The organism is Mycoplasmatota bacterium (assembly GCA_018394295.1).
Lineage (GTDB): Bacteria > Bacillota_I > Bacilli_A > Haloplasmatales > Haloplasmataceae > JAENYC01.
This window is the reverse complement of sequence record CP074573.1, coordinates 2,100,364-2,123,445: the sequence shown is the minus strand read 5'-3', so window position 1 is coordinate 2,123,445 and position 23,082 is coordinate 2,100,364. Positions and strand designations below refer to the sequence as shown.

Here is a 23,082-nt window from a genome sequence, read left to right as displayed (position 1 = left end):
GAGGTGGGATTTTATGGCAGAAACTTGTTTAAAACATTTTAAGGTAGCGATTGAGGTTACTAATTATGTTTGCTACGTTAAATATGTGGATAAAAAAAATAGTGGAATATCCAAAGACCTAGTTGATGATTTATATGATTTACTTAAGAACAAAATTAATGTAATTTCAAAAAAAGATATTGAAAAATTATTAAGTTTTCATATGCATCATCTAACACCAAGTATGTTTAAAGATGATAAATTTAACCTTTGTTATAATGCCATAACAGAAAAATTCATCATAGATGAAAATGAATTAAGTGATTCTTATGAAGCACCTTTTGTAATAAAAACGAAATCTGATATGGTTAAACGATATAATAAAGATGAATTTATGAATCACTTTACAGATATGTATCATAATTCCTTATTTTTATTAGATATTCGTTATTATGGATTAGAAAAGAAGTATTATGAGGTTGAATTTGATCTTTATTTAAATGAAGAAGCATTAATAATAAAATCACAAGAACCACTTTATGTAGATTATTTGCTAGAACAATATAATATGAATCAAATAGTGGATATGTTAGGGTTAACCCAACCCATAAATCATAAGGGGCATGTGTTAACACCTGAAAGTATTTCAAATGATAGTGTTGAAAGTGTGTATCCTTTTAATAAAAAAACGATATTAGACCATTTAGTTGAATGTTATGAAACGAGTCATTGCGTTTTTATTAATCAAGTATTTATGAAGTCATTTAACATTGATTTAGATGATTTGATTACAGAACTGAATCAACCGAAATTAATTTTTGTTTTAGAAGAAAACGCAAATTGTTATTCTGAAAGGTCTTTAAATAATCAAATTGATCGAATTGAATATAAAGATGGTAATACTATTGTTCATATTAGTGAGCATTTGTTTAGAGAATCATGTGGTAACTCATCGTATATTTTATTAATGAATGAGTTATATCATACCACACTGAATCAATTAGGACCAAGTTATTTTCAGTTTCCTTATATAGCGAAATGTCATAATAAAAACATGAATTTATTTCATAATATTTTAAATAAATATTTCGATAGTAAAAGATTAAATTCATATATAGATAATTTATTTATATGGATATTTGTATTAGAAGAGGAAGAGCTAAACTCAAATTTAAATTATTATCTTGTAAACAGTTTTAGATCAAGCGCTTTTTCTATTCGTCGTTTTAATTATGATAGTAGAGATGCATTACCATTTAAAGATTTAAAGAAATTAGTTCAAATTTACCGTTTAGGATCAAAGATTTCTAAAAAAATTGAGTTAACAACAAGTAATGTTAAATTATTGTTTAATGATATGGTAAATATGATTGGTAAATTAAATAGTTTGGAATCTATAGATGAATTTATTAGTGTGATAGAAGAAGTAATACAGGTATTTAATATAGATGAAAAAGCATTTGAAGAGGATATTGTTCAAATATATACCTTAATCGATATTAAACGTGTTATCTTCTTAAAAGAGCAAGACATTAATTTTCTATTAGACACCAGTGTTATAATAGATGAACCAGACTTATTTCACAAATATTTTAATGATAAATCAATTATCGTACCATCGATTATTAGTGATGAACTTGAAAATTATCGAGTAAACAATATCAATGCGGTAAGAGCTATTCGGAATATTAATTTATTAAAAAATGAATCGAATAGTAAATTTCAGTATATCACTGAAGATAGCATGTTTGAAGAATTTACCAAGCCACATAAAGTGAAAGTGTTTCAAGATTTAATGCATCAATATTCACAAGCTGGAAAACAAATCGTTTTAGTTTCAAATGATAAGAGTTATGATTTGTATAAAAATAATAAAAATCATTTTATTCAATTAAAACACATTCCTGTATTATTTAATTAAATATATGAGTATTAATATAGTTAATGATAAGTAGGATATTGTCGAATAAAGGAAAAAAATGTAAAAAAAATGCAAAAAATAATTTATTTTTACCTAAATTTAGTTTATTATATAGATAAGCATAGGTAAAGGTCAAGACTAATCTTAATGGTTTCAATAATAGGATAAGGTAATTAACGTATTAAATTTCATTACTTTAAACCAAACAAGTATACTAAAATTTAATTATGAGGTGGAAGAGAATGGCAAAGAAAAGTTATCGAATAGGAGTCGATTTAGGTACTGCTAATATACTTGTGTATATTAACGGAAGCGGTGTCGTTTACAATGAACCTTCTGTAGTCGCGTTTGATAATGAGACTAATAAATGTATTGCAGTTGGGAAGAGAGCTTTTGACATGGTAGGTAAAGAGCACAAACATATCAGACTTGTAAAACCTTTAGATGGAGGTGTTATAGCTGATGTAGTCGCGACTAAGGTTTACTTAGAGAAAGTATTTGAAAAATTAGAAAACATAAATGTGGATTTAAAGAATTCTACCTTATTACTATGTTGTCCATCAGAAGTTTCTCATATTGAACGATTAGCTTTGATTGATCTAGCAAAGAAAATTGGCGTGCGTGATGCATTTATTGAAGAGGAACTTAAAGCTGGAGCTATTGGCGCAGGATTAGATATCTATGAAGCTAAAGGATGTATGGTTGTAGATATTGGTGGTGGAACAACTGATGTTGGTGTTTTATCTTTAGGTGATTTAGTAGTCTCAGAATCATGTAAAATAGCTGGAAATTATATAGATAAAGAAATAACAAAATACGTTAAATTTAAGTATGGTATTATTATTGGGGCCTCAACTGCTGAAGCGATTAAAATTAAGCTTGGTACTTTAAGAAGAGACTTAAAAGAGGAATTAGAATATGTCTTTGCAGGACGTAACTTAAATAATGGTTTACCATGTAAAATGAAAATTAAACAATCTGAGATACGTGATATCTTCTTAAGAGGATTTGAAGTAGTTGTTAACACAATTAAAAAAGTACTTCAACAAACTCCACCTGAATTAGCATCTGATATTTATGAAAGTTCAATCATGATTAATGGTGGTGGTGCCTTAATAGATGGAATGAAGGAGTATTTAGAAGAAGCACTTTCATTAAAAGTACGAATCGCTGAAAATCCATTAATATCTATTGTTGAAGGAACAAAATCATTACTTAACAACAGAGGTAATTATTTAGTTAAACCAACTGATAACTAAAAAGAGACATGAACTTATTATATATTATGGGTATATAGCTATAAAGAAATTTAATAAGGAGGAAAAGTATGGCTAACAAGAAACTAGGAATCGGTATAGATTTAGGTACTACAAATCTTCTAGTCTATATCGAAGGTCATGGAATTATTTTTAATGAGCCATCAGTAGTTGCTTTTGATATTGAAACTGGTGAGGTCATTGCAGGTGGGGAAGAAGCATTCTCAATGATTGGTAAGACCCACAAGAAAATCCGTGTAAGTCGTCCATTACGTGAGGGAGTTATCTCAGACATGGATGCTGCGAAAGCATTATTAAAATACGTTTTCCAACGTGTGCAAAACGTAAGAGATTTCAAAAATTCAAAATGTTTAATTTGTTGCCCATCAGAAGTTACACAAATTGAACGTGAAGCAATGCGCGAACTTGCAATCCAAATGGGTATCACTGATGTATTTATCGAAGAAGAGATTAAATCAGGTGCTATTGGATCAGGTATTGATATTTACACAGCTAATGCTGCTATGGTAATTGACATTGGTGGTGGAACAACTGATGTTGGTGTCTTATCACTAGGAGACGTTGTATTATCTCAATCAATTCGAGTTGCAGGAAACTATATTGATCAAGAAATTATTAAGTATGTTCACAAAACACATAATTTAGTAATTGGTCAAAAAACAGCTGAAAAGGCAAAATTCGAAATTTCTACATTATTAGATGAGGAAGAAGAAAAATTCACACGTATTTCCGGTCGTGATTTAGTAACTGGATTACCTTCAGCTACAAAATTATCTTCTAAAGAAATCAGAAAATTATTACTTCCTATCTTTGATGAAATTGTAAATGTTGTTTATTCAGTATTAGAACAAACACCTCCTGAATTATCAGCTGACATAGTTGACAATGGAATCATTGTTAACGGTGGTGGTGCCTTAATTCCAGGTATCGTTGAATATATAGCAGAAATGGTTCATCTACCTGTTAAAGTAGCTAATAATCCATTAACTGCTGTTGTAGAAGGTACTAAGATTCTTCTTAAAAACCGTGGAAGTTATTTAATTAATCCAACTGATTAATTAGATTAAATTAGTTCATTATACCTATATAATAAAACTAAGTTTTATTATATAGGTATTTTTATTATTATTTCGACAAATTATTACAGAATGGTTTACACAGTTTATAAAATTTAATATAATTAACTTATCCTATATTGGTGGTGATAGTATGTATGATTTTATTTATCATGTTAGGTTTATTGTAGAGAACGAAAAATTGAATATAAGAATCTTTTTATCACTTGAAGATTATTTTACTCCTGTTTATATTAAAACATTTGAAGCTTTGACACTTAAAGAAGAAAGGTCATTTTTACCTATTTATCATGAGATTGAGGAATACTTAGTTAATAAACACATTGTGATTAATGAAGAAGATTTGAACTTATTTCATAAGACATTAATTTCGTTTAATGTTCCTTTACCACAAATCAATTCAGTTGCTCTCAATCAATATGATGATGATTTGGATCAATATAATCATATATTAACACCAAAGGATATTGTTTTCTTAAAGTATTTAGATGGAAAAGCGATTAAAGATAAACGGTTTAATTCTTGGGAAGAAGATAATAAATTGAATACAACCTTTCTAAGAGAAGAATTGGTAAAGAATAAGTTAGTTACTACAAGCAACTATGAATATAATCTTACAAAAGCAAAACGAGAAGATTTACTAGAGGTTGTTAAATTGTATGAATTAGAGGGTCATGGTGATAATAAAGATTTGATCGAAATGATTGAAAAAAAATTATCAACTGAAGATATTAAAAAATATTTTTCAGGTAGTCATTATTCGTTAACTGAGAAAGGTAAAAAAGTTATTGAACGAAGTAAAAAAATCATTGATTTTGCTCATAGTTTTTTTCGTTATGTGCACAAATTACCACTTGAAGAATTTCATTTGTTAAGTATAAAGAAAAGTGATTATGATTTTAATGGAATTGGACGCTTACTAATGGTAAATAGTAGTTCAGATCAATTAAAACATTTTGACTGGGATAGTTTAAAAAAAGATGAAGAAGGTATTGATTCTGAATCAGTAAAAGATGATGAAATCATCAATTATATTAATAAAGTAAGTGTAAATTATAATCAAGAAGAAGAACCTGAGAATGATAACATAAATGAAATAAAAGTTGAGGATTTAAAAGAGAAAGTAACAGATCATTCTGTTAAAGAAATAGTGATTGAAAATGAATCCGTAAAAGAAGAGGAATTAAATAATAATATTAACATAGAAAGTGTTGAGAAGATTAATCAAGAAGAAGTACTTGAAAGTGATAAAAAAGATGAAATAGAAGTTGAGGATTTAAAAGAGGAAGCAACAGACTATTCTGTTAAAGAAATAGTGATTGAAAAGAAGCCTCCGATTTATGATGAAACAACGGAAGTTGATCTAGATGAAATTTATTTTGAACAAGATCAAATAAATTTAGAAAAAATAGAGGCATATCGTAAAAAACGGGAATTATATGATAAAAGTAAAAGAGAAAAATTGAAAAAAGATTTAAATTATCGATCTAATAAGAGAAGAAAAAAATATCGTGTATTTAAATGGTTATTATATATGATCTTTTTCATAATCTTATTGATAGGAATTCTATACTTAATAGAGAGATTTGAGCTTTTTCATTTACCGTTTAGTGTGAGAGGGATTATCCAATCGTTAAAAGAAACCATTAATGGATATAAAGATGAGGTAATTGATTTTATTGATTATATTAAGGCTTATAAGAATGATTAAAAAGATGAGTAAAAACTTATCTTTTTTTTGTACATTTACTATTTATGTGGATAACTTTGTGGGTAACTTGTGGAAAATAATGGTAATAATCCACAACATAGGTGGAAAAGTACGATAACTTATGTATTTAAATAGTTAATATTCCTTATAAATATTACTATCTTTTTATTTACTATGGCAAAAATATAAATTAAAAAATAAGCAAACGTATATGATTGCTTATTTTTTTTATGCTCTACTGTATAAAAATAGTAAATATATGGAAAATATAGATGAAATTGGAAAAAAGAGGTAATTAATATGAAAAAGATTGATTTTAAAAATTGTTTAATTATGATGATAGATATCGGTTTTGTTTATTATGCTTTCTTATTTGCCTCGTTATTACTTCATGATTTTAGAATGCATGATGAAATTGAAACGGTTATACAATCATTTATCTGGTTATTACCGCTTTATGTACTTATATTTATCTTATTTAAATTATATGTATCGGTCTGGGAATATGCGAGTATTGAAGAAGCATTAAATGTGTTTTTAGCGGTTGTCATAGGGTTTATTTTAGTAAACTTAATCAGAATCAGTTTTAATCTTTCACTTCAACCTAATTTACTTATTTTAAGTCATATTATCCTGTTTTTATTGTTAATTGGTGTACGGTATATTTATCGTCTAAAGAATTGTTTTATTCATTTATTAAATAGAGATGAAAATAGAATAAGGACCTTAGTTATTGGTGCAGGTAGTGCTTCTAATTTATTGATTAAAGAATTAAATGGAAATAAAGCTATATTAAATCACGTGATTTGTTTAGTTGATGATGATATTAAGAAGTTAGGAAAAATGATTCATGGGGTGAAAGTGGTTGGGACGACAAGACAACTAAAGTATTTAGTATTTAAGTATAAAATAGAAGAAATCATCGTTTCAATTCCTAGTGCAAGTCAATTTGAGTTTCAAAGTATATTAAAATCTTGCGAAGATTTAACGATTAAAGTTAAAGTCTTTCCACCATTTTATCAATTAATTAATGAAGATTGTCTTAATTTTTCAGTAAACAAAATACGAGAAGTTGAGATTGTAGATTTGTTAGGACGAGATGAAGTAATGATTGATAATCTGGGGTTACTTGATTTTTTAAGCGATGAAGTTATTTTCGTTAGTGGTGGGGGTGGCTCTATTGGGTCTGAATTGTGCCGTCAGATTGTTAAATTTCATCCCAAAAAAATAATTATTTTTGATCAATATGAAAATAATGCTTATGAGATACAAAATGAATTATTAAGAGATATAGAAAAATTGGATGTAAAACCTGATATTGAAGTTTTAATCGGATCTGTTCAAGATGAATTTCGTTTAATAGAAATATTTAGTATGTATTCAATTTCAGTAATCTTCCATGCAGCAGCACATAAACATGTGCCCCTCATGGAAGTAAGTCCAAAAGAAGCAATTAAAAATAATGTCTATGGAACTTATACAATCGCTAAATTAGCTCATGAATATAAGGTAAAGAAGTTTGTTTTGATATCATCGGATAAAGCAGTAAATCCTACCAATATAATGGGGGCTACTAAACGACTCTCTGAGATGATTATTAATGCCTTCAATGGGATTAGTTTAACCCATTATGCTGCTGTACGATTTGGTAATGTCTTAGGGAGTAATGGGTCTGTTGTTCCACTATTTAAAAAACAAATTAAAAATGGGGGACCTGTTACTGTCACACATAAAGAAGTCATTCGTTATTTCATGACAATTAGTGAAGCAGTATCACTTGTATTACAAGCAGGTGCTTATGCTCGTGGTGGTGAAATTTTTGTATTAGATATGGGAAAACCGATGAAAATATTAGAATTAGCAGAGAATTTAATTCGATTAAGTGGTTATGAACCGTATCGTGATATCAATATATTAATAACTGGTTTACGTCCTGGAGATAAATTATATGAAGAGTTATTAATGGCTGATGAAAATTTACAGGAAACAAAGCATGAGAAAATCTATTTTTTACGTCAGAAACTTATTTATTTAGATCAAATCGAGGACTACTTAGAAGAGTTAAATTATGCTTTAACGTTACAGAATGTAAATATTCCGCAAGTTATCTCCAAATTAATTCCAACTTATCGTAATCTTTCAATGAAAGAAGGTATTGTATGAAACAGATTCCCTTAAGTGTACCTAATTTAGACTTAGAAATTGTGAGTAATTTAACTGAATGTATAAAATCAGGTTGGATTTCAACTGGGGGAACATTTATTAGTAAGTTTGAAGAGAAATTAGCTAGGTATTTAAAAGTAAAGGATATAGTAGGGGTACAAAGCGGGACTGCTGCTCTCCATTTAGTGTATCAGTATTACAATTTCACAGATTGTGAAGTCATTTGTCCGACGGTGACATTTATTGCTTCAATTAACCCCTTGCTTTATGTAAAGGCAAATCCAATATTTATGGATTGTGATGAGACATTAAATATGGATTTAGACAAATTAGAAGATTTTTGTTTTTATCAATGTGATTTTATTAATGGTAAGCTAATCAATAAAAAAACCAAAAAACATGTAAAAGGACTTGTTGTTGTACATGTCTTTGGAAATCCAATGGATATGGAACGAGTGATGGATATTGCGGATGTATATAATTTAATTGTTGTTGAAGATGCAGCTGAAGCATTAGGATCTTATTATACAAAAGGAAGGTATCGTGGAAAGTTTTGTGGAACCATTGGTCATGCTGGGGTCTACAGCTTTAACGCTAATAAAATTATCACAACAGGTGGGGGAGGAGCGATTGTATCACCGGATAAGGATTTATTAGATAAGATGCGTTTTTGGAGTGTGCAATCTAAAACAAATCCCCTATCTTTTATTCATAATGAAATAGGTTATAATTACCGGATGTTAAACTTAAATGCTGCTTTAGGTGTATCACAAATTGATCATTTAGAAGAATTTATTAAAATTAAACAAGATAATTATAAAGTTTATAAAACAAAGATTGATTCTATCAAAGGATTAAAAATGCTTTCTTATAATAGAGATTCAAGATGTAATGAATGGTTTTATTCGGTATTAGTAACGAAGGATTATAAAGAAAGTCGTGATGCCTTGCTACATAGACTTCATGAAAGAAATGTTCAAACAAGACCTTTATGGGGGTTAATGCATGAACAAAAACATCTCAAACAATTTGAAACCTATAAGATTGAAAAAGCATCATTTTATCGCGATCATATTTTAAATATCCCATGTAGTACGAATTTAAACGTTGAAGATATAAATGAGGTCGTCAGCTTATTAGATAATGATGTAACCCCATTAGTTTCTATTATAACGCCAGTATATAATAGTGAACTATTTATTAAGGAGACAATAGAAAGTGTGTTAAATCAAACGTATGTAAATTTTGAGATGATCTGTGTGGATGATTGTTCAACAGATTCTAGTGGAACAATCATCAAAGAATATCAAGAAAAAGATAAGCGAATAAAATACATTCGCTTGGATAGTAATAGTGGTGCAGCATTTAGTCGAAATATTGCTTTAGTCAAAGCGAGGGGGCGTTTTATAGCGTTCTTAGATAGTGATGATATTTGGGATAAACATAAGTTAGAAATACAAATTAAATTTATGAAAGAAAACAATATTGGATTTAGTTTTACATCTTATCAAATGATGGATGTAGAAGGGAAGGCTTATGAACGGATTATTAAAGTACCAGAAGTGATTAATTATGCTGGTTTATTAAAAAATACGATAATTGGTTGTCTAACCGTTGTATTAGATAAACAGAAGATTGGTGATTTTAGAATGCCACTCGTTAGAGATAGTCAAGATTATGCAACTTGGCTACAAATCTTAAAAGAAGGTCATGTTGCCTATGGGATAAATCAAAACTTAGCTAAATACAGAAAAGTGAATGGTTCGATTTCAAGTAATAAATTCAAGGCGTTAAGAAGTAATTGGAAAGTATATCGAGAGATAGAGAGATTATCAATTATTAAAACTTTTTATGTCTTTACTTTCTATGTACTACATGCTCTAAAGAAACGTTTGTTACTTAGATAAATGTATTATTCAATTAGGCATGTAAGAGCCATTTCTTTAAAACAAGAATTACTAAAAAGAAGTTTTGATTTGACCTTTTCGTTAATAGGAATTGTTTTAACATTTCCTATTATGTTACTTGCGTTTTTAATCGCAAGTATTGAAACTAAAAGTTTTGGTTTGTTTACCCAAAATCGTGTTGGAAAAGATTTTGTTGAGTTTAAAATTATTAAAATTAAAACGATGAAAAAGATTAGAGGATTTAAAACTAATGTAACGACATCACTTGACCCAAGAATCACCTACTCAGGACGATTATTTAGAAAATATAAGATTGATGAATTACCACAATTATTTAATGTTTTATTTGGTAAAATGAGTTTTGTTGGTCCTAGACCTGATGTAGTAGAAATGTATGATGATTTAAGCGGGGATGATTGGTTGGTTTTATCAATTAGACCTGGAATTACAGGACCAGCAACGATTAAATATAAAAATGAAGAGGAGATTTTAGCTAGTGTTAGTAATCCAGAAGCATATAATAAAGTTATTTTTAAAGATAAAGTGAATATAAATTTGGATTATATTAAACATTATAAGTTTAAACAAGATATTAAATATATTTTAAAAACATTTATAGGGGGCATATCATGAAACAAATTTTAATCTGTTGTGTAAATTATCATAATCCTCAAGAAGTGATCGATTATATTACTCATTTAAGAAAACAAACAGTTTATGAACAAATAGATGTTGTTGTAACAGATAATAGTGAAAGTAAAGATGAATTTCAATTTTTAAAAATGCATTTAGATGATATATATGTCTATCAATCAAGTAAGAATTTAGGGTATATACATGGGATTAATTATGGTTTAAAAAAGTATTTAGAAACACATTCTAGACCAGAGTGGATTGTAATTAGTAATACCGATATTACATATCAAGATAATGAATTTTTTGAGAAGTTATTTACCTTTTATCCAGATGGATATGATTGTGTTGTTGCCCCTTGTATTTATTCTTTGGAAAATAATAGTTATCAAAATCCATTAGTGATTAATAGGTATACGAAATTAAAGATGTTTTTCTTAACTTATGTATTCAAATTTACCTTTATTGAGAGATGTTTTGATGCATTAAACAACATTAAAAATAAATTTCAGTTAAGGAAAATTTCATTACTTCCCAATCAAGAAATCTATTCAGCTCATGGTTCTTGTTTAATTATCAATAAATGTTATTTTGAAAAAGGGGGAAATTTAGAATATGGAAGTTTCTTGTTTGGAGAAGAATTATTTATTTCTGAACAAGTAAGACAATTAGAGGGGAAGGTTTTTTTTGATAACCGGTTAAAAGTAAATCATCATGAACATGCAACCATCAGTAAAGAGAAAAGAAAAAGAATCAATCAGTTTTATTTTGATTCTATGGAATATTTATATAAGGAGTACTATTAAAGGGTTATTTAAGAAAAAGTTGTTTTATATGATAAAAAAATAATATAATCACTTGAAAATATTTCCAATATAATGTAAATTATTATATGTGATTAAGCATTTAAGGAATAAGTATGAATGTTTTTTTTAACCAATGGGGAGGTAACGATGTATCAAGGGAAAATTATAAGTGGTTCCTACACAAAAAGTGGTTCCTACACAAAAAGTGAAAAAAAAATAATTAATTATTTAAGTAAAAATCTTAAGGAAACAATTCATTTATCGGTTACTGAGTTTTCTGATGAAACTGGTGTAGGAGAAACAACGATTGTCCGCTTTTGTAAGAAATTAGGATATAAGGGATATCATGATTTTAAACTAGCGATCGCACAAGATTTTACAATAACGAAAAAAATTAATAATCTTAATAATGAAGAACAACCAGTATGTGACAGAGTATTTCAAAATATGATGACAGTATTAGAAGATTCCAAAAATCTTTTAGATCACGACTCAATTGATAAAACAATTGAAATGATTGAAGAAGCTAGAAGTGTATATTTTTATGGGTTAGGAGCATCTGGAATAACAGCACAAGAAGCACAAAGTAAATTTTTTAGAATTGCTCATAAATTTCATGTAGTAACGGATAATCATTTTCAAACAATGGCATCGCAAATTATGAGTGAAGAGGATTTAATCATTGTCATAACCATTTCTGGTAGTACAAAAGATATTGTTGATGCGGTTGCTTCAGCTAAGAAACGAGGAGCAAAAGTTATCGCAATCACGAATTTTCAGAAATCACCGATTACTAAATATTCTGATATCGTGCTTTTAACATCGGGGAAAATGAGTTTATCTAGTGGGGGGTCTTTAGTAGAAAAAATATCACAATTATTCGTAATAGATATCTTATTTATGGAATATATTGCGCAAAATAAAGAATATTTAGAAAATCGTAAATTAACCGCAATGTCTGTTGCGTCAAAACGTTATTAAATTATCAACCACCGAGGTGGTTGATTTTTCTTTTAATACTTAACTAATTTATGAATAGAAATTAACAAAATATGGAAAATAATAGTAGAATAATTTTGAAAGTGAATGATTACTGTGGATAAAATCATGAATTACGTTATTTTCTTATGTTTTATCTATTTACTATATATTAGTTTTAAAAATAGTAGGAGTATTTTTACTCCTAGTAATTTTTTTATTTTAGTCTGGTTTTCAAACTTTTTTGTTTTAATGTTTTTTGTTCATGATTTTTATCTTTACTACGCTGCGAGTGCTTTTATTTTATTGATGTGTGTAATTGTTTATATGGGGAGTTATATAGGAATGGATTTAAAGTTAAATAAAAAAGAGAATAATAATATATACCAATTGCCCTTTATTATTAATCAGTTAAAACCAATCGCCATATTTTTATCACTCGTGGGATTTTTGGTCGTTCCAATGATGATTGTTAGTATTAAGGGGGATTTACTCTCCTTATTTAATTTTAAATATCTAAGGCATCTATCAATGTATGTTTCTTACATACGCTATAAAGAAGGATTTCAGTTTCCTATATCTGTTCAAATGTTTTTAGGTTTGAATTATTTTGCAGCGTTATTAAATGGGAGTTATTTTGGCTATTTCGTTCTAAATAAAAAAAGGAAACATTTTTACATTTACTTTATATCCATCATGACCTCTATATTAATATCAATTATAACGACTGAAAAAGCAGTGATTATTTATACTACTTTATTATTTTTATCAAGTTTTATGGTAACTTATAATGCCCTAGCTAAAGATGAATTTAAGATTTCACTTAAAAATTCTATATTATTTATAAGTTTATTCTTTTTTATGATTATGATATTTATTTATGTTCAGATGAGTCGTTATGGATTAAGTGATTATTCTGGTGTCAAACATGTGATGAAAGTCTTTAAAGTATATGCATTTGGTCATATATCTGCTTTTAGTATTTGGTTTAAATATCATATTAGTCATATCACGCCACTTGGGTTTGGAAGATTTACATTCGCAGGAATATTTTCTTTCTTTCATATTTATGAAAGAAGACCTGGTATTTTTACTGATTTTTCGGTTATATCAGAAGAACCACTCGCTTCAAATGTTTATACAGCATTTAGAGGACTAATTATTGATTTTTCAATGATAGGCTCAGGGGTTCTAATCTTTATATTCTCAATCTTAGCAGGTATTGCTTATAGTCAATATAAAAACTCAATTTTATCATTTATCTATTTGATATTATTTTATTGTATTAGTGTATTATCATTATTTACAAGTTTATTAAATTATAATACTTTAATAGCAGCATTTATCTTGCTTACTATAACCTTGTTTTATTATCATTATACAAATAAATTGGGTGAGAAAAATGATTGTATTAAGTAAGACGAAGGAATTATGTACATTAAAAGGGTCATGTCAACTATTTAGTTTATTGAAAAAACATAAAGGGATTCTATATGTTTTTAGTGCTAATTTCATCAGTTTATTAATTGGCGCTGTTTTAAGTTTACTAATTCCTTGTTTATTAAATATAGAAAATTATGGTTACTATAAACAGTTTACGCTTTATTTATCTTATGTGGGTCTCCTTCATTTTGGTTTTAATGATGGGATTTATTTAGAATATGGAGGATTTGATTATAAGGACTTAAAGAAGTCACAATTTAGAATGTATTTTCGTTATTTGTTTTATCAACAATTATTAGTCGCTATTTTTCTTTTTATTTTAATTTATTTTCTTTTTAATAATCAAAATAGATTTTTTATTTTTAGTTTTGTATCTATCAATATGGTTTTACTTAATTTAGCTAAATATTTTAGTTATATCAGTCAAATCACCAAAAGATTTGTTTTATACAGTATGGCTTATTTAGTAGAAAAGACTGCTTTAATTATTCCAATTTTATTTTTATATTTTATTAAGATTAAATTATTTCAGTATGTGATTTTATCACAGACCATAATAAATATATTCTTAATTTTGCTATTTATAATTACTTATAAAGATATTGTATTTGGGGATAAGGAAAATCAAAATAGAAAGGAAATTAAAAGAATATTATCACTTGGTATTACGTTAACGTTAGGTAATTTTATCATTATTATGATTTTTAATATTGATCGGTTTATGATTGATTTATTATTACCAATTAAAGATTTTTCAGTTTATAGTTTAGCAGTTCAATTTTTAAGTATTATATTAGTATTTGTAACGAGTGTTTCAATGCTTCTATATCCCTATTTAAAAAGAAAAGATGTAGGCAATTACAAAATGTATTATCAAAATTTAAGTAAACTTACCAGTTTATTTTCAATACTTGCGCTATCTTTATATTTTCCAGTTCATTATATTATTACAAACTATCTCCCTCAGTTTAAAGGAAGTATTACCATTTTTTTAATATTATTACCAGGGGTTATATTAAGAGGAGAGATTGATATTGTTTTTAATAATTTATTTAAGTCTTTAAAGAAACAAAAGGTTTTTTTTACAATCGCAATTATTGTATTACTAATAGCGATTGTATTAAATATTTTATTCTTTAATATATTTCATTCATTATATGCCTTTAGTTATGCAACTTTATTAACGTTTGTATTTTGGTATATAATATCTGATATTTATTTAATGATTTATTTTAAAATAAGAAACTTTAAGAAATATGTAATGATAATCATATCCTATAGCATTTACTTTTTTTCAGCGAATTTCCACAATATCCTACAGGGTTTTATGTTATATTTATTATTAATCTTTATTTTAATATTTTTATCATTTCTAAAAGATATAATTAAATTTAGTCATGCATAAAAAGATATTTTTAGTTATTTATTATTATGAAAGCGTTTCAGAAATAAAATAACAGTTAAAACACAAAAAAAGGTATAAAAAAGTCGTATTTTGTGATAAAATGTTTTTAAATAGAAAATAGATTGATTATCTTTTTAGGGTAAATAATAGATGATTAAATAGGTGTAATAGATATTGGTAGAAGTAAAGATGACTTGTAATAACTAAGATAGAATTGTTTTATTCTTTCTTTGTTTATTGTTTATAAACCCCTAAAGGGAATTTAGGGGTTTATATTATTACATAAGGAGATGTATTAAATGAATACGATTAAAACTAGATTAATCTTTCTTTTTATATTAGATACAACCATTATATTTTTGTCATATATCGCATCTTCTTTGTTAATCACAAACTTTAACATAAATAATAAAAGTATTAATCATTTAATAGAGAACTTATACTGGATTATTCCTGTATATATTCTTTCTTTTATGATTTTTCGTTTATATAAGAGTTTATGGCGATATGCTAGTGTTGAAGAAGCAGTGAATGTTTTGTTATCTGTATTAGTTTCATATACAGTTATTTCTTTAGTAAGACTAATTACGAAAATAGATCTTGGAATGAATATTATTATTGTCGCAAATTTATTAGTCTTTTTAGGGTTAATGGGAATTCGTTATAGTTACAGAACGTTAAGAGTTTATACAGCTTATAATAGGTTAAATCAGAGTTATTCAAGAACGTTAATAATAGGTGCTGGAAATGCAGGCCACTTAATGATTAAGGAAATTAAAAATAATCCGAAATTAAATCATAAAGTGGTTTGTTTAATAGATGATGATAAATCTAAAAAAGGCAAAATTATTCAAGGGATTAAAGTTGTTGGATCAACAGATGATTTAAAAGAGATCGTTTCTATTTATAAGATAGATGAAATTATTGTCGCACTACCAAGTGCTAATAGATCAGAAATTAAAAATGTTTTGACTAAATGTGATGAATTAAAAATAAAAACGAAGATATTACCACCATTTTATGAAGTAATTGATAAGAAATTTAATACTAATAAAATCAGGGATGTACAAATAGAGGACTTATTAGGACGAGATGAAATTAAGATTGATGATAAAGGCATCAGTGATTTTATACAAGATGAAGTGGTATTAGTTACTGGTGGTGGAGGTTCAATTGGGTCTGAATTATGTAGACAAATTGTGAAATACCATCCTAAACAATTAATTATTTTAGATATATACGAAAACAATGCTTATGATATACAAAATGAGTTGTTAATGCATAAAACACATGATACAGGTTTTCCTGAGTTAATTGTTTTAATCGCATCAGTTCGTGATGAAAAAAGATTAGTGGAAGTATTTAGTGAATATAAACCGACAGTTGTTTTCCATGCAGCAGCACATAAGCATGTTCCATTAATGGAAATAAGTCCAAAAGAAGCAATTAAGAATAATATTTTTGGGACTTGTAATGTAGCTAAAATATCAGATCAATATAATGTTAAGAAGTTTGTGTTAATTTCATCAGATAAAGCAGTTAATCCTACTAACATAATGGGTGCCACAAAGCGTTTTGCCGAAATGATTATTCAAGCATTTAATAAAGAAAGTAAGACACAGTATGCAGCCGTAAGATTTGGGAATGTATTAGGTAGTAATGGTTCAGTAATTCCACTATTTAAGAAACAAATAGCTGAAGGTGGACCAGTTACAGTTACCCATAAAGAAATAATTAGATATTTCATGACAATACCTGAAGCTGTACAACTTGTCCTTCAAGCAGGAACTTATGCCAATGGTGGAGAAATATTTGTCTTAGATATGGGTGAACCAGTTAAAATACTTGAACTAGCAGAAAAACTTATTAGATTTAGTGGTTATGAGCCTTATAGTGAAATTAATATAGAATTCACTGGTTTAAGACCAGGTGAAAAATTATATGAAGAACTTCTCATGGATGAAGAAGGATTACTTGGAACACGTAATGATAAGATATTTGTAAGCCAAGTAAATGGTATTCATATGGAAGAAATTAATAAGAATTTAATTGAATTAAATTCATTAACTGAAAAACAAAATGTCAATATTCAAGATGAAATGGTACAATTTGTACCTACATTTAAAAGAGAAGGTTAATATATTATTAATTAAATTGTAGTTCAGATGAACAATTATGGAGGTAATAGAGTATGTTTTACTTGATAATTAAAAGACTGATTGATATAATTCTTTCATTTTTAGGTTTAATTTTATTATCTCCAGTGTTTTTTATATTAATAATAGCGATTAAGTTAAATTCTAAAGGTCCTGTGTTATTTAAACAAAAAAGAGTGGGTATTCATAAGACTCATTTCAGTATATTGAAGTTTAGGACAATGAGAATTGATACACCAAAAGATACCCCTACACATTTATTAGAGAACCCTGAACAATGGATCACAAAAGTCGGTAAATTCTTAAGGAAAACATCTCTTGATGAGTTACCTCAGATCATAAATATCTTAAAAGGTAATATGAGTATAATTGGTCCTAGACCTGCATTATGGAATCAATATGATTTGATAATGGAAAGAGATAAATATGGTGCCAATGATGTACCAGTTGGACTTACTGGATGGGCTCAAATTAATGGTAGAGATGAACTTCCTATTGAAGTTAAGGCTAAACTTGATGGGGAGTACGCTAGTATGATTGGGTTGAAGATAGACATTAAATGTTTCTTAGGGACTATAGTTAGTGTATTAAAAAAGGATGGAGTTGTTGAAGGTGGGACCAGAGGTAGAGAGGCTGATAAATGTAAGTAGTTTAGAAAATCATAATATGAAGTCCAAAATATTTAGAGATTTTATAAAAGACTGCTAATGAGAGTAGGAGCAATGGTATGAAGATAGCTATAATTTCAAGCCATACGTCATCATTGTTTTGGTTTCGTATGGATATGATGAAAGACTTTATAAAAAAAGGGAACACAGTTATTGCTTTAGGCTCAGAGCCTGAAAATAACTGGAAATATAAGTTTCAAGATAACAATGTCATATATAGACAATTACATGTTGAACGGAATGGATTAAATCCATTAAAAGATATTAAAACAATTAGAGAACTTTATAGGTTTATTAAAAAAGAGAAACCGGATAAAGTCTTTTTATATCAAGCTAAAACAGTCGTATACGGTAGCATAGCAGCTAAGTTGAATGGAATTACAGAAATATATTCTTTGATAGCAGGTTTAGGTTCTATATTTAGAGGAACTGGTTTTAAGAATAAAATTATTAAATCAATATTAAAGGTGCAATACTGGGTTGCTTTTAAATGTAGCAAAAAAGTATTTTTTCAAAATAATGACGATAAAAACAAATTTATTAGTTATGGAATAATAAAAAAGAACAAAACAGTTATTATTAATGGGTCAGGAGTTAATTTAGAAAAATTTAAACCTACACCACTCCCGCAAGAACCTATATTCCTTTTTATAGGAAGATTAATTAAAGATAAAGGTATAATGGAGTATTTAGAAGCCTGTAAAGAAATTAAGAAGAAGCATAAAAAAGTTCGATGCTTATTAATAGGTCCTTATGATAGTAATCCTTCAGCTATTAAGCCAGAGGAGTTAAAACCATATATTGATAATAATATTATTGAGTATTATGGAGAACAGAAAGATGTGAGACCTTTTATTTCTCAGTGTAGTACGTATATATTACCTTCTTATCATGAAGGAACCCCTAAAACAGTTCTAGAAGCTATGGCAATGGGACGAGCTATTATTACAACTAATGCTCCAGGTTGTCGAGAGACTGTGATAGATGGTGAGAATGGTTATTTGATAGACATAAGAGACTTCAAGAGCTTAGCCAATAAAATGGAGTATTTTATTTCTAATCCAGAAATAAATAAGGTAATGGGTAAGAAAAGTCTTGAGATAGCACAAAATAAATATGATGTAAAAATAGTTAATAAATTAATAATGGAAACGATGAATTTATAAAATTGAAAGGAAGTATTATATATGATTTTGTCAGAGTCTATTTTATCAAGAAAAGAAAAAATATCAGTTGTTGGTTTAGGATATGTGGGTATGCCTTTGGCAATTGCATTTGCTAAAAAGGCTGATGTTGTTGGTTTTGATATATCTGAATCAAAGGTTAAACAATATTTGGAAGGTATTGATGTGACAAAAGAAGTTGGTGATGAAGCTATTCAAGAAACAACTGCTTTATTCACATGGGAAGAAAAGTATTTAAGAGATTGTAAATTTCATGTAGTTGCTGTACCAACACCTATTAATAGGGATAAGACTCCTGACTTAAGACCGGTTATAGGAGCAAGTAGAACTGTTGGTAGAAACTTGACTGAAGGATCAATTGTAGTTTTTGAATCAACTGTTTTCCCAGGTGTTACTGAAGATATCTGTGTTCCAATTCTTGAAGAAGAATCAGGATTAAAATGTGGAGTTGATTTTAAAGTTGGTTACTCTCCAGAGAGAATAAATCCTGGTGATAAAGTACATAGATTAGACACTATTGTTAAAGTTGTATCTGGAATGGATAAAGATTCTTTAGATATTATAGCTAAAGTATATGAGATGATAATTAAAGCAGGAGTACATAAAGCAGAAAGTATAAAAGTTGCTGAGGCAGCTAAGGTGATTGAAAACTCACAAAGAGATATTAATATTGCTTTCATGAATGAACTCTCAATTATCTTTAATAAAATGGGAATTGATACAAAGTCTGTTCTTGAAGCTTCAAAAACAAAGTGGAATTTTCTTAATTTTTACCCTGGATTAGTAGGGGGTCACTGCATAGGTGTTGATCCATACTACTTGACATATAAAGCTGAAGAAATTGGTTATCATTCTCAAATTATTCTGTCAGGTAGAAAAATCAATGATGATATGGGGAAATACGTGGCTGAACAGACTGTTAAAATGCTTATTAAAGCTGATAAACAAATCAAAGGTTCAAAAGTTGGAATTTTTGGTGTGACATTTAAAGAAAATTGTCCAGATGTTAGAAATACAAAAGTTGTAGATGTAATTAATGAATTACATGAATATGGAATAGAGACAAAGGTAGTAGATCCTGTAGCAGATAAAGAAGATTTGTGGAGGGAATATAGAATTAATCCATGTTCTCTAGATGAAATTCAAGGTATGGATGCTTTAATTTTTGCTGTACCCCACGAAGAGTTCAAGGATTTAAAAATAGAGAATATTAAAAAACTTTATGCTAATAATAGACATCCACTTATTGATGTAAAAGGTATGTTTGATAAAAATGAAGCAGAAAGCAATAATTTCTTATATTGGAGGCTATAACAATGGGTTATCAAGACATAAAATTTCCAAAGAATTCAAAGTTTTTAGTAACTGGTGCTGCTGGCTTCATTGGATCAAATCTTGTAGAAGCAATTTTAGATTTAGGATATAAAGTTAGAGGATTGGATAATTTTTCAACTGGTAAAAAGGAAAATTTAGACTTGTTTATGAAAAATACTAACTTTAAACTTATTGAAGGAGATATACGTAATTTTGATACGTGTATGGAAGCCTGTAAAGGTGTTGATTATGTACTAAATCAAGCAGCTTGGGGGAGCGTTCCAAGAAGTATTGAAATGCCCTTACTATATGAAGAGATTAATATAAAAGGAACACTTAACATGATGGAAGCAGCAAGACAAAATAATGTTAAAAAATTTGTTTATGCCTCAAGTTCATCTGTCTATGGGGATGAACCAAACTTACCTAAAAAAGAAGGAATAGAAGGTAATCTGCTCTCTCCTTATGCTCTTACTAAGAGAGTAGATGAAGAATATGGTAAACAATATACTAGATTATATGGATTAGAGACTTATGGATTAAGATATTTTAATGTATTTGGTAAAAGACAAAATCCAGACGGTGCTTATGCAGCAGTGATTCCTAAGTTTATTAAACAATTACTTAATGATGAACAACCAACCATATATGGAGATGGGAAACAAAGTAGAGATTTCACTTATATCGAAAATGTAATTGAAGCCAATTTAAAAGCTTGTGTAGCTTCACAAGAGGCTGCAGGCCAGGCTTACAATATTGCTTATGGTGGCAGAGAATATCTTATTGATATTTATGATAGACTGTGTGAAGCCTTAGGTAAAGATATTAAGCCAATTTACAGTACAAATCGTAAAGGTGATATTAAACATAGTAATGCTGATATTAGTAAAGCCAAAGAACTGCTGGGATATAATCCTGAGTGGAGTTTTGAAAAAGGGATTGTGGCAGCGATAGAATGGTATATTGATAATTTATAAATGATATAGTTCAAAATAGCCACTCCATTCTCTTTTGGTATCTTAAAAACGAAGCAGAAACCAACTAAGAGAATTGTGGTTATAGACGAATATTCTATTTTGAAGATGAAACTGGTATAGATTTGTAGAAAAATTGTTATAAGATAAAATATTACAAGTTTTATAAATTAAGGGGACATTTACAATCGTATTTTTGTCTTTATTTTAGATCCTTAGAGATGTTTAATATATAGTATTTATAGACTATATATTTATCTTGCTTTAAGCTAACTACATTATTATAGCTATGCATTTTGAAGCGAAGGGAATGGTATGAAGTATGTCAAAAGGAACAATCTTATATGTAGGTGGTTTCAGATTACCGGATGGTAATGCTGCAGCACATAGAGTAATAAATAATGCGAAAATTATGCGTGACTTAGGCTATAATGTAGTTTTTATTAATAAGTTACCCTCTGACCAAAACAAAGAGAAATGTTTTAAGAATTATTTTGGATTTGAATGTATTGAACTACATAATATTCAAAATAAAAAAACTTTGTTAAAAGGGTTATATGATATATCTGATGTGATATCAAGCTTAAATCATTTCGATGATGTTAATATGATAATTGCTTATAATTATCCTGCAATTGCCTTATATCGAATTAAAGATTATTGTAAAAAGAATGGTATAAAATGTATTGCTGATGTTTCTGAATGGTATGGAACAAAAAAACGTTCCATTCTATACAAAGTTATTAAAGGAACTGATTCTACTTTACGAATGAGATTTGTCCATAAAAAGATGGATGGTTTGATAGTTATTAGTAGTTTCCTTGAAAATTATTATAAAGGATTTACTAACACTGTATGTATACCACCATTGACGGATGTATTAGATATAAAATGGAAAATTAAATACAATAAAAAAGAAGGGGTAACTACATTTATATATGCAGGTACCCCTAGTGGTGAAAAAGAACGACTAGATATTATTGTTAAATCAGTTTTATCGATGAAAAAAAATTATCCAGTGAAACTAAATGTATTTGGCATCACTTTAGAACAGTTTTTATCCATATATAAATTGGATATAAAAAATTTTGAAAAAGAATTTTTTGATACTGTAAACTTTTTAGGAAGGGTAGACCATAATTTAGTCATTAAATACGTTAAGGAAGCAGATTACTCTTTTTTAATTAGAGATAATAATAGGGTGACTAAAGCGGGATTTCCAACGAAGTTTGTTGAAAGTATTACTTGTGGTACACCAGTCATTGCTAATAGTAATAGTGATATAGAAAAATATATTAGTAACGATATTAATGGATATCTTGTTACATTAAATGATTTAAACAGTGAGCTACAAAATATATTGAATAGTAATAATCAAATGAAAGTAGAGACTAATAGATTTGATTATAGAAATTATATAACTGAAGCAAATTCTTTTTTAGATAAATTATTAATTAATAAATAAAACTAAATCTGAGATAAATGAG

The 23,082-nt window shown here is 27.9% G+C and carries 17 protein-coding genes; all 17 read left to right on the top strand.

What is annotated here, in order from left to right:
- Positions 1-13 precede the first annotated feature (13 nt).
- Positions 14-1,900 (top strand): hypothetical protein, encoded by a 1,887-nt coding sequence (locus tag KHQ81_09750; GenBank protein ID QVK17171.1) that lies wholly within the window; start codon positions 14-16, stop codon positions 1,898-1,900.
- Between the two features lie 242 nt (positions 1,901-2,142).
- On the top strand, positions 2,143-3,159 hold the full coding sequence (locus tag KHQ81_09745) for a rod shape-determining protein (protein ID QVK17170.1): 1,017 nt from the start codon (positions 2,143-2,145) through the stop codon (positions 3,157-3,159).
- A gap of 68 nt (positions 3,160-3,227) precedes the next feature.
- Positions 3,228-4,235 carry a rod shape-determining protein gene (locus tag KHQ81_09740; GenBank protein QVK17169.1) on the top strand — a complete coding sequence of 336 codons (1,008 nt, stop codon included), beginning with the start codon at positions 3,228-3,230 and terminating at the stop codon, positions 4,233-4,235.
- A 151-nt stretch (positions 4,236-4,386) separates the two neighbouring features.
- Positions 4,387-5,964 (top strand): hypothetical protein, encoded by a 1,578-nt coding sequence (locus KHQ81_09735; GenBank protein ID QVK17168.1) that lies wholly within the window; start codon positions 4,387-4,389, stop codon positions 5,962-5,964.
- A 300-nt stretch (positions 5,965-6,264) separates the two neighbouring features.
- Positions 6,265-8,127, top strand: coding sequence for a polysaccharide biosynthesis protein (locus KHQ81_09730; GenBank protein QVK17167.1), 1,863 nt, complete (start codon positions 6,265-6,267; stop codon positions 8,125-8,127).
- Positions 8,128-9,128: 1,001 nt separating this feature from the next.
- Positions 9,129-10,034, top strand: a complete 906-nt coding sequence (locus KHQ81_09725) for a glycosyltransferase (GenBank protein ID QVK19611.1) — start codon at positions 9,129-9,131, stop codon at positions 10,032-10,034.
- Entirely contained in the window at positions 10,035-10,667 is a 633-nt protein-coding gene (locus tag KHQ81_09720; GenBank protein ID QVK17166.1) for a sugar transferase, read from the top strand.
- Entirely contained in the window at positions 10,664-11,473 is an 810-nt protein-coding gene (locus KHQ81_09715; protein ID QVK17165.1) for a glycosyltransferase family 2 protein, read from the top strand. The genes KHQ81_09720 and KHQ81_09715 overlap by 4 nt, the downstream gene beginning before the upstream one ends.
- Positions 11,474-11,620: 147 nt before the next feature.
- The gene (locus KHQ81_09710; GenBank protein QVK17164.1) at positions 11,621-12,454 is read left to right on the top strand and encodes a MurR/RpiR family transcriptional regulator; all 834 of its coding nucleotides are present in this window, start codon (positions 11,621-11,623) and stop codon (positions 12,452-12,454) included.
- 126 nt (positions 12,455-12,580) lie between these two features.
- A complete protein-coding gene (locus tag KHQ81_09705) occupies positions 12,581-13,870 on the top strand; it encodes an oligosaccharide repeat unit polymerase (protein ID QVK17163.1) in 1,290 nt (429 codons plus the stop codon).
- Positions 13,854-15,299 (top strand): oligosaccharide flippase family protein, encoded by a 1,446-nt coding sequence (locus KHQ81_09700; protein ID QVK17162.1) that lies wholly within the window; start codon positions 13,854-13,856, stop codon positions 15,297-15,299. The genes KHQ81_09705 and KHQ81_09700 overlap by 17 nt, the downstream gene beginning before the upstream one ends.
- A gap of 299 nt (positions 15,300-15,598) precedes the next feature.
- Positions 15,599-17,437 (top strand): polysaccharide biosynthesis protein, encoded by a 1,839-nt coding sequence (locus tag KHQ81_09695; GenBank protein ID QVK17161.1) that lies wholly within the window; start codon positions 15,599-15,601, stop codon positions 17,435-17,437.
- A gap of 53 nt (positions 17,438-17,490) precedes the next feature.
- On the top strand, positions 17,491-18,105 hold the full coding sequence (locus tag KHQ81_09690; GenBank protein QVK17160.1) for a sugar transferase: 615 nt from the start codon (positions 17,491-17,493) through the stop codon (positions 18,103-18,105).
- A gap of 77 nt (positions 18,106-18,182) precedes the next feature.
- Positions 18,183-19,289 (top strand): glycosyltransferase family 4 protein, encoded by a 1,107-nt coding sequence (locus KHQ81_09685; GenBank protein QVK17159.1) that lies wholly within the window; start codon positions 18,183-18,185, stop codon positions 19,287-19,289.
- Positions 19,290-19,310: 21 nt separating this feature from the next.
- Complete coding sequence (locus KHQ81_09680; GenBank protein ID QVK17158.1) at positions 19,311-20,621, top strand: nucleotide sugar dehydrogenase; 1,311 nt, start codon at positions 19,311-19,313, stop codon at positions 20,619-20,621.
- 2 nt (positions 20,622-20,623) lie between these two features.
- Positions 20,624-21,598, top strand: a complete 975-nt coding sequence (locus KHQ81_09675; GenBank protein QVK17157.1) for an SDR family oxidoreductase — start codon at positions 20,624-20,626, stop codon at positions 21,596-21,598.
- 319 nt (positions 21,599-21,917) lie between these two features.
- Positions 21,918-23,060 (top strand): glycosyltransferase, encoded by a 1,143-nt coding sequence (locus KHQ81_09670; protein ID QVK17156.1) that lies wholly within the window; start codon positions 21,918-21,920, stop codon positions 23,058-23,060.
- The last annotated feature ends 22 nt before the right edge of the window (positions 23,061-23,082 follow it).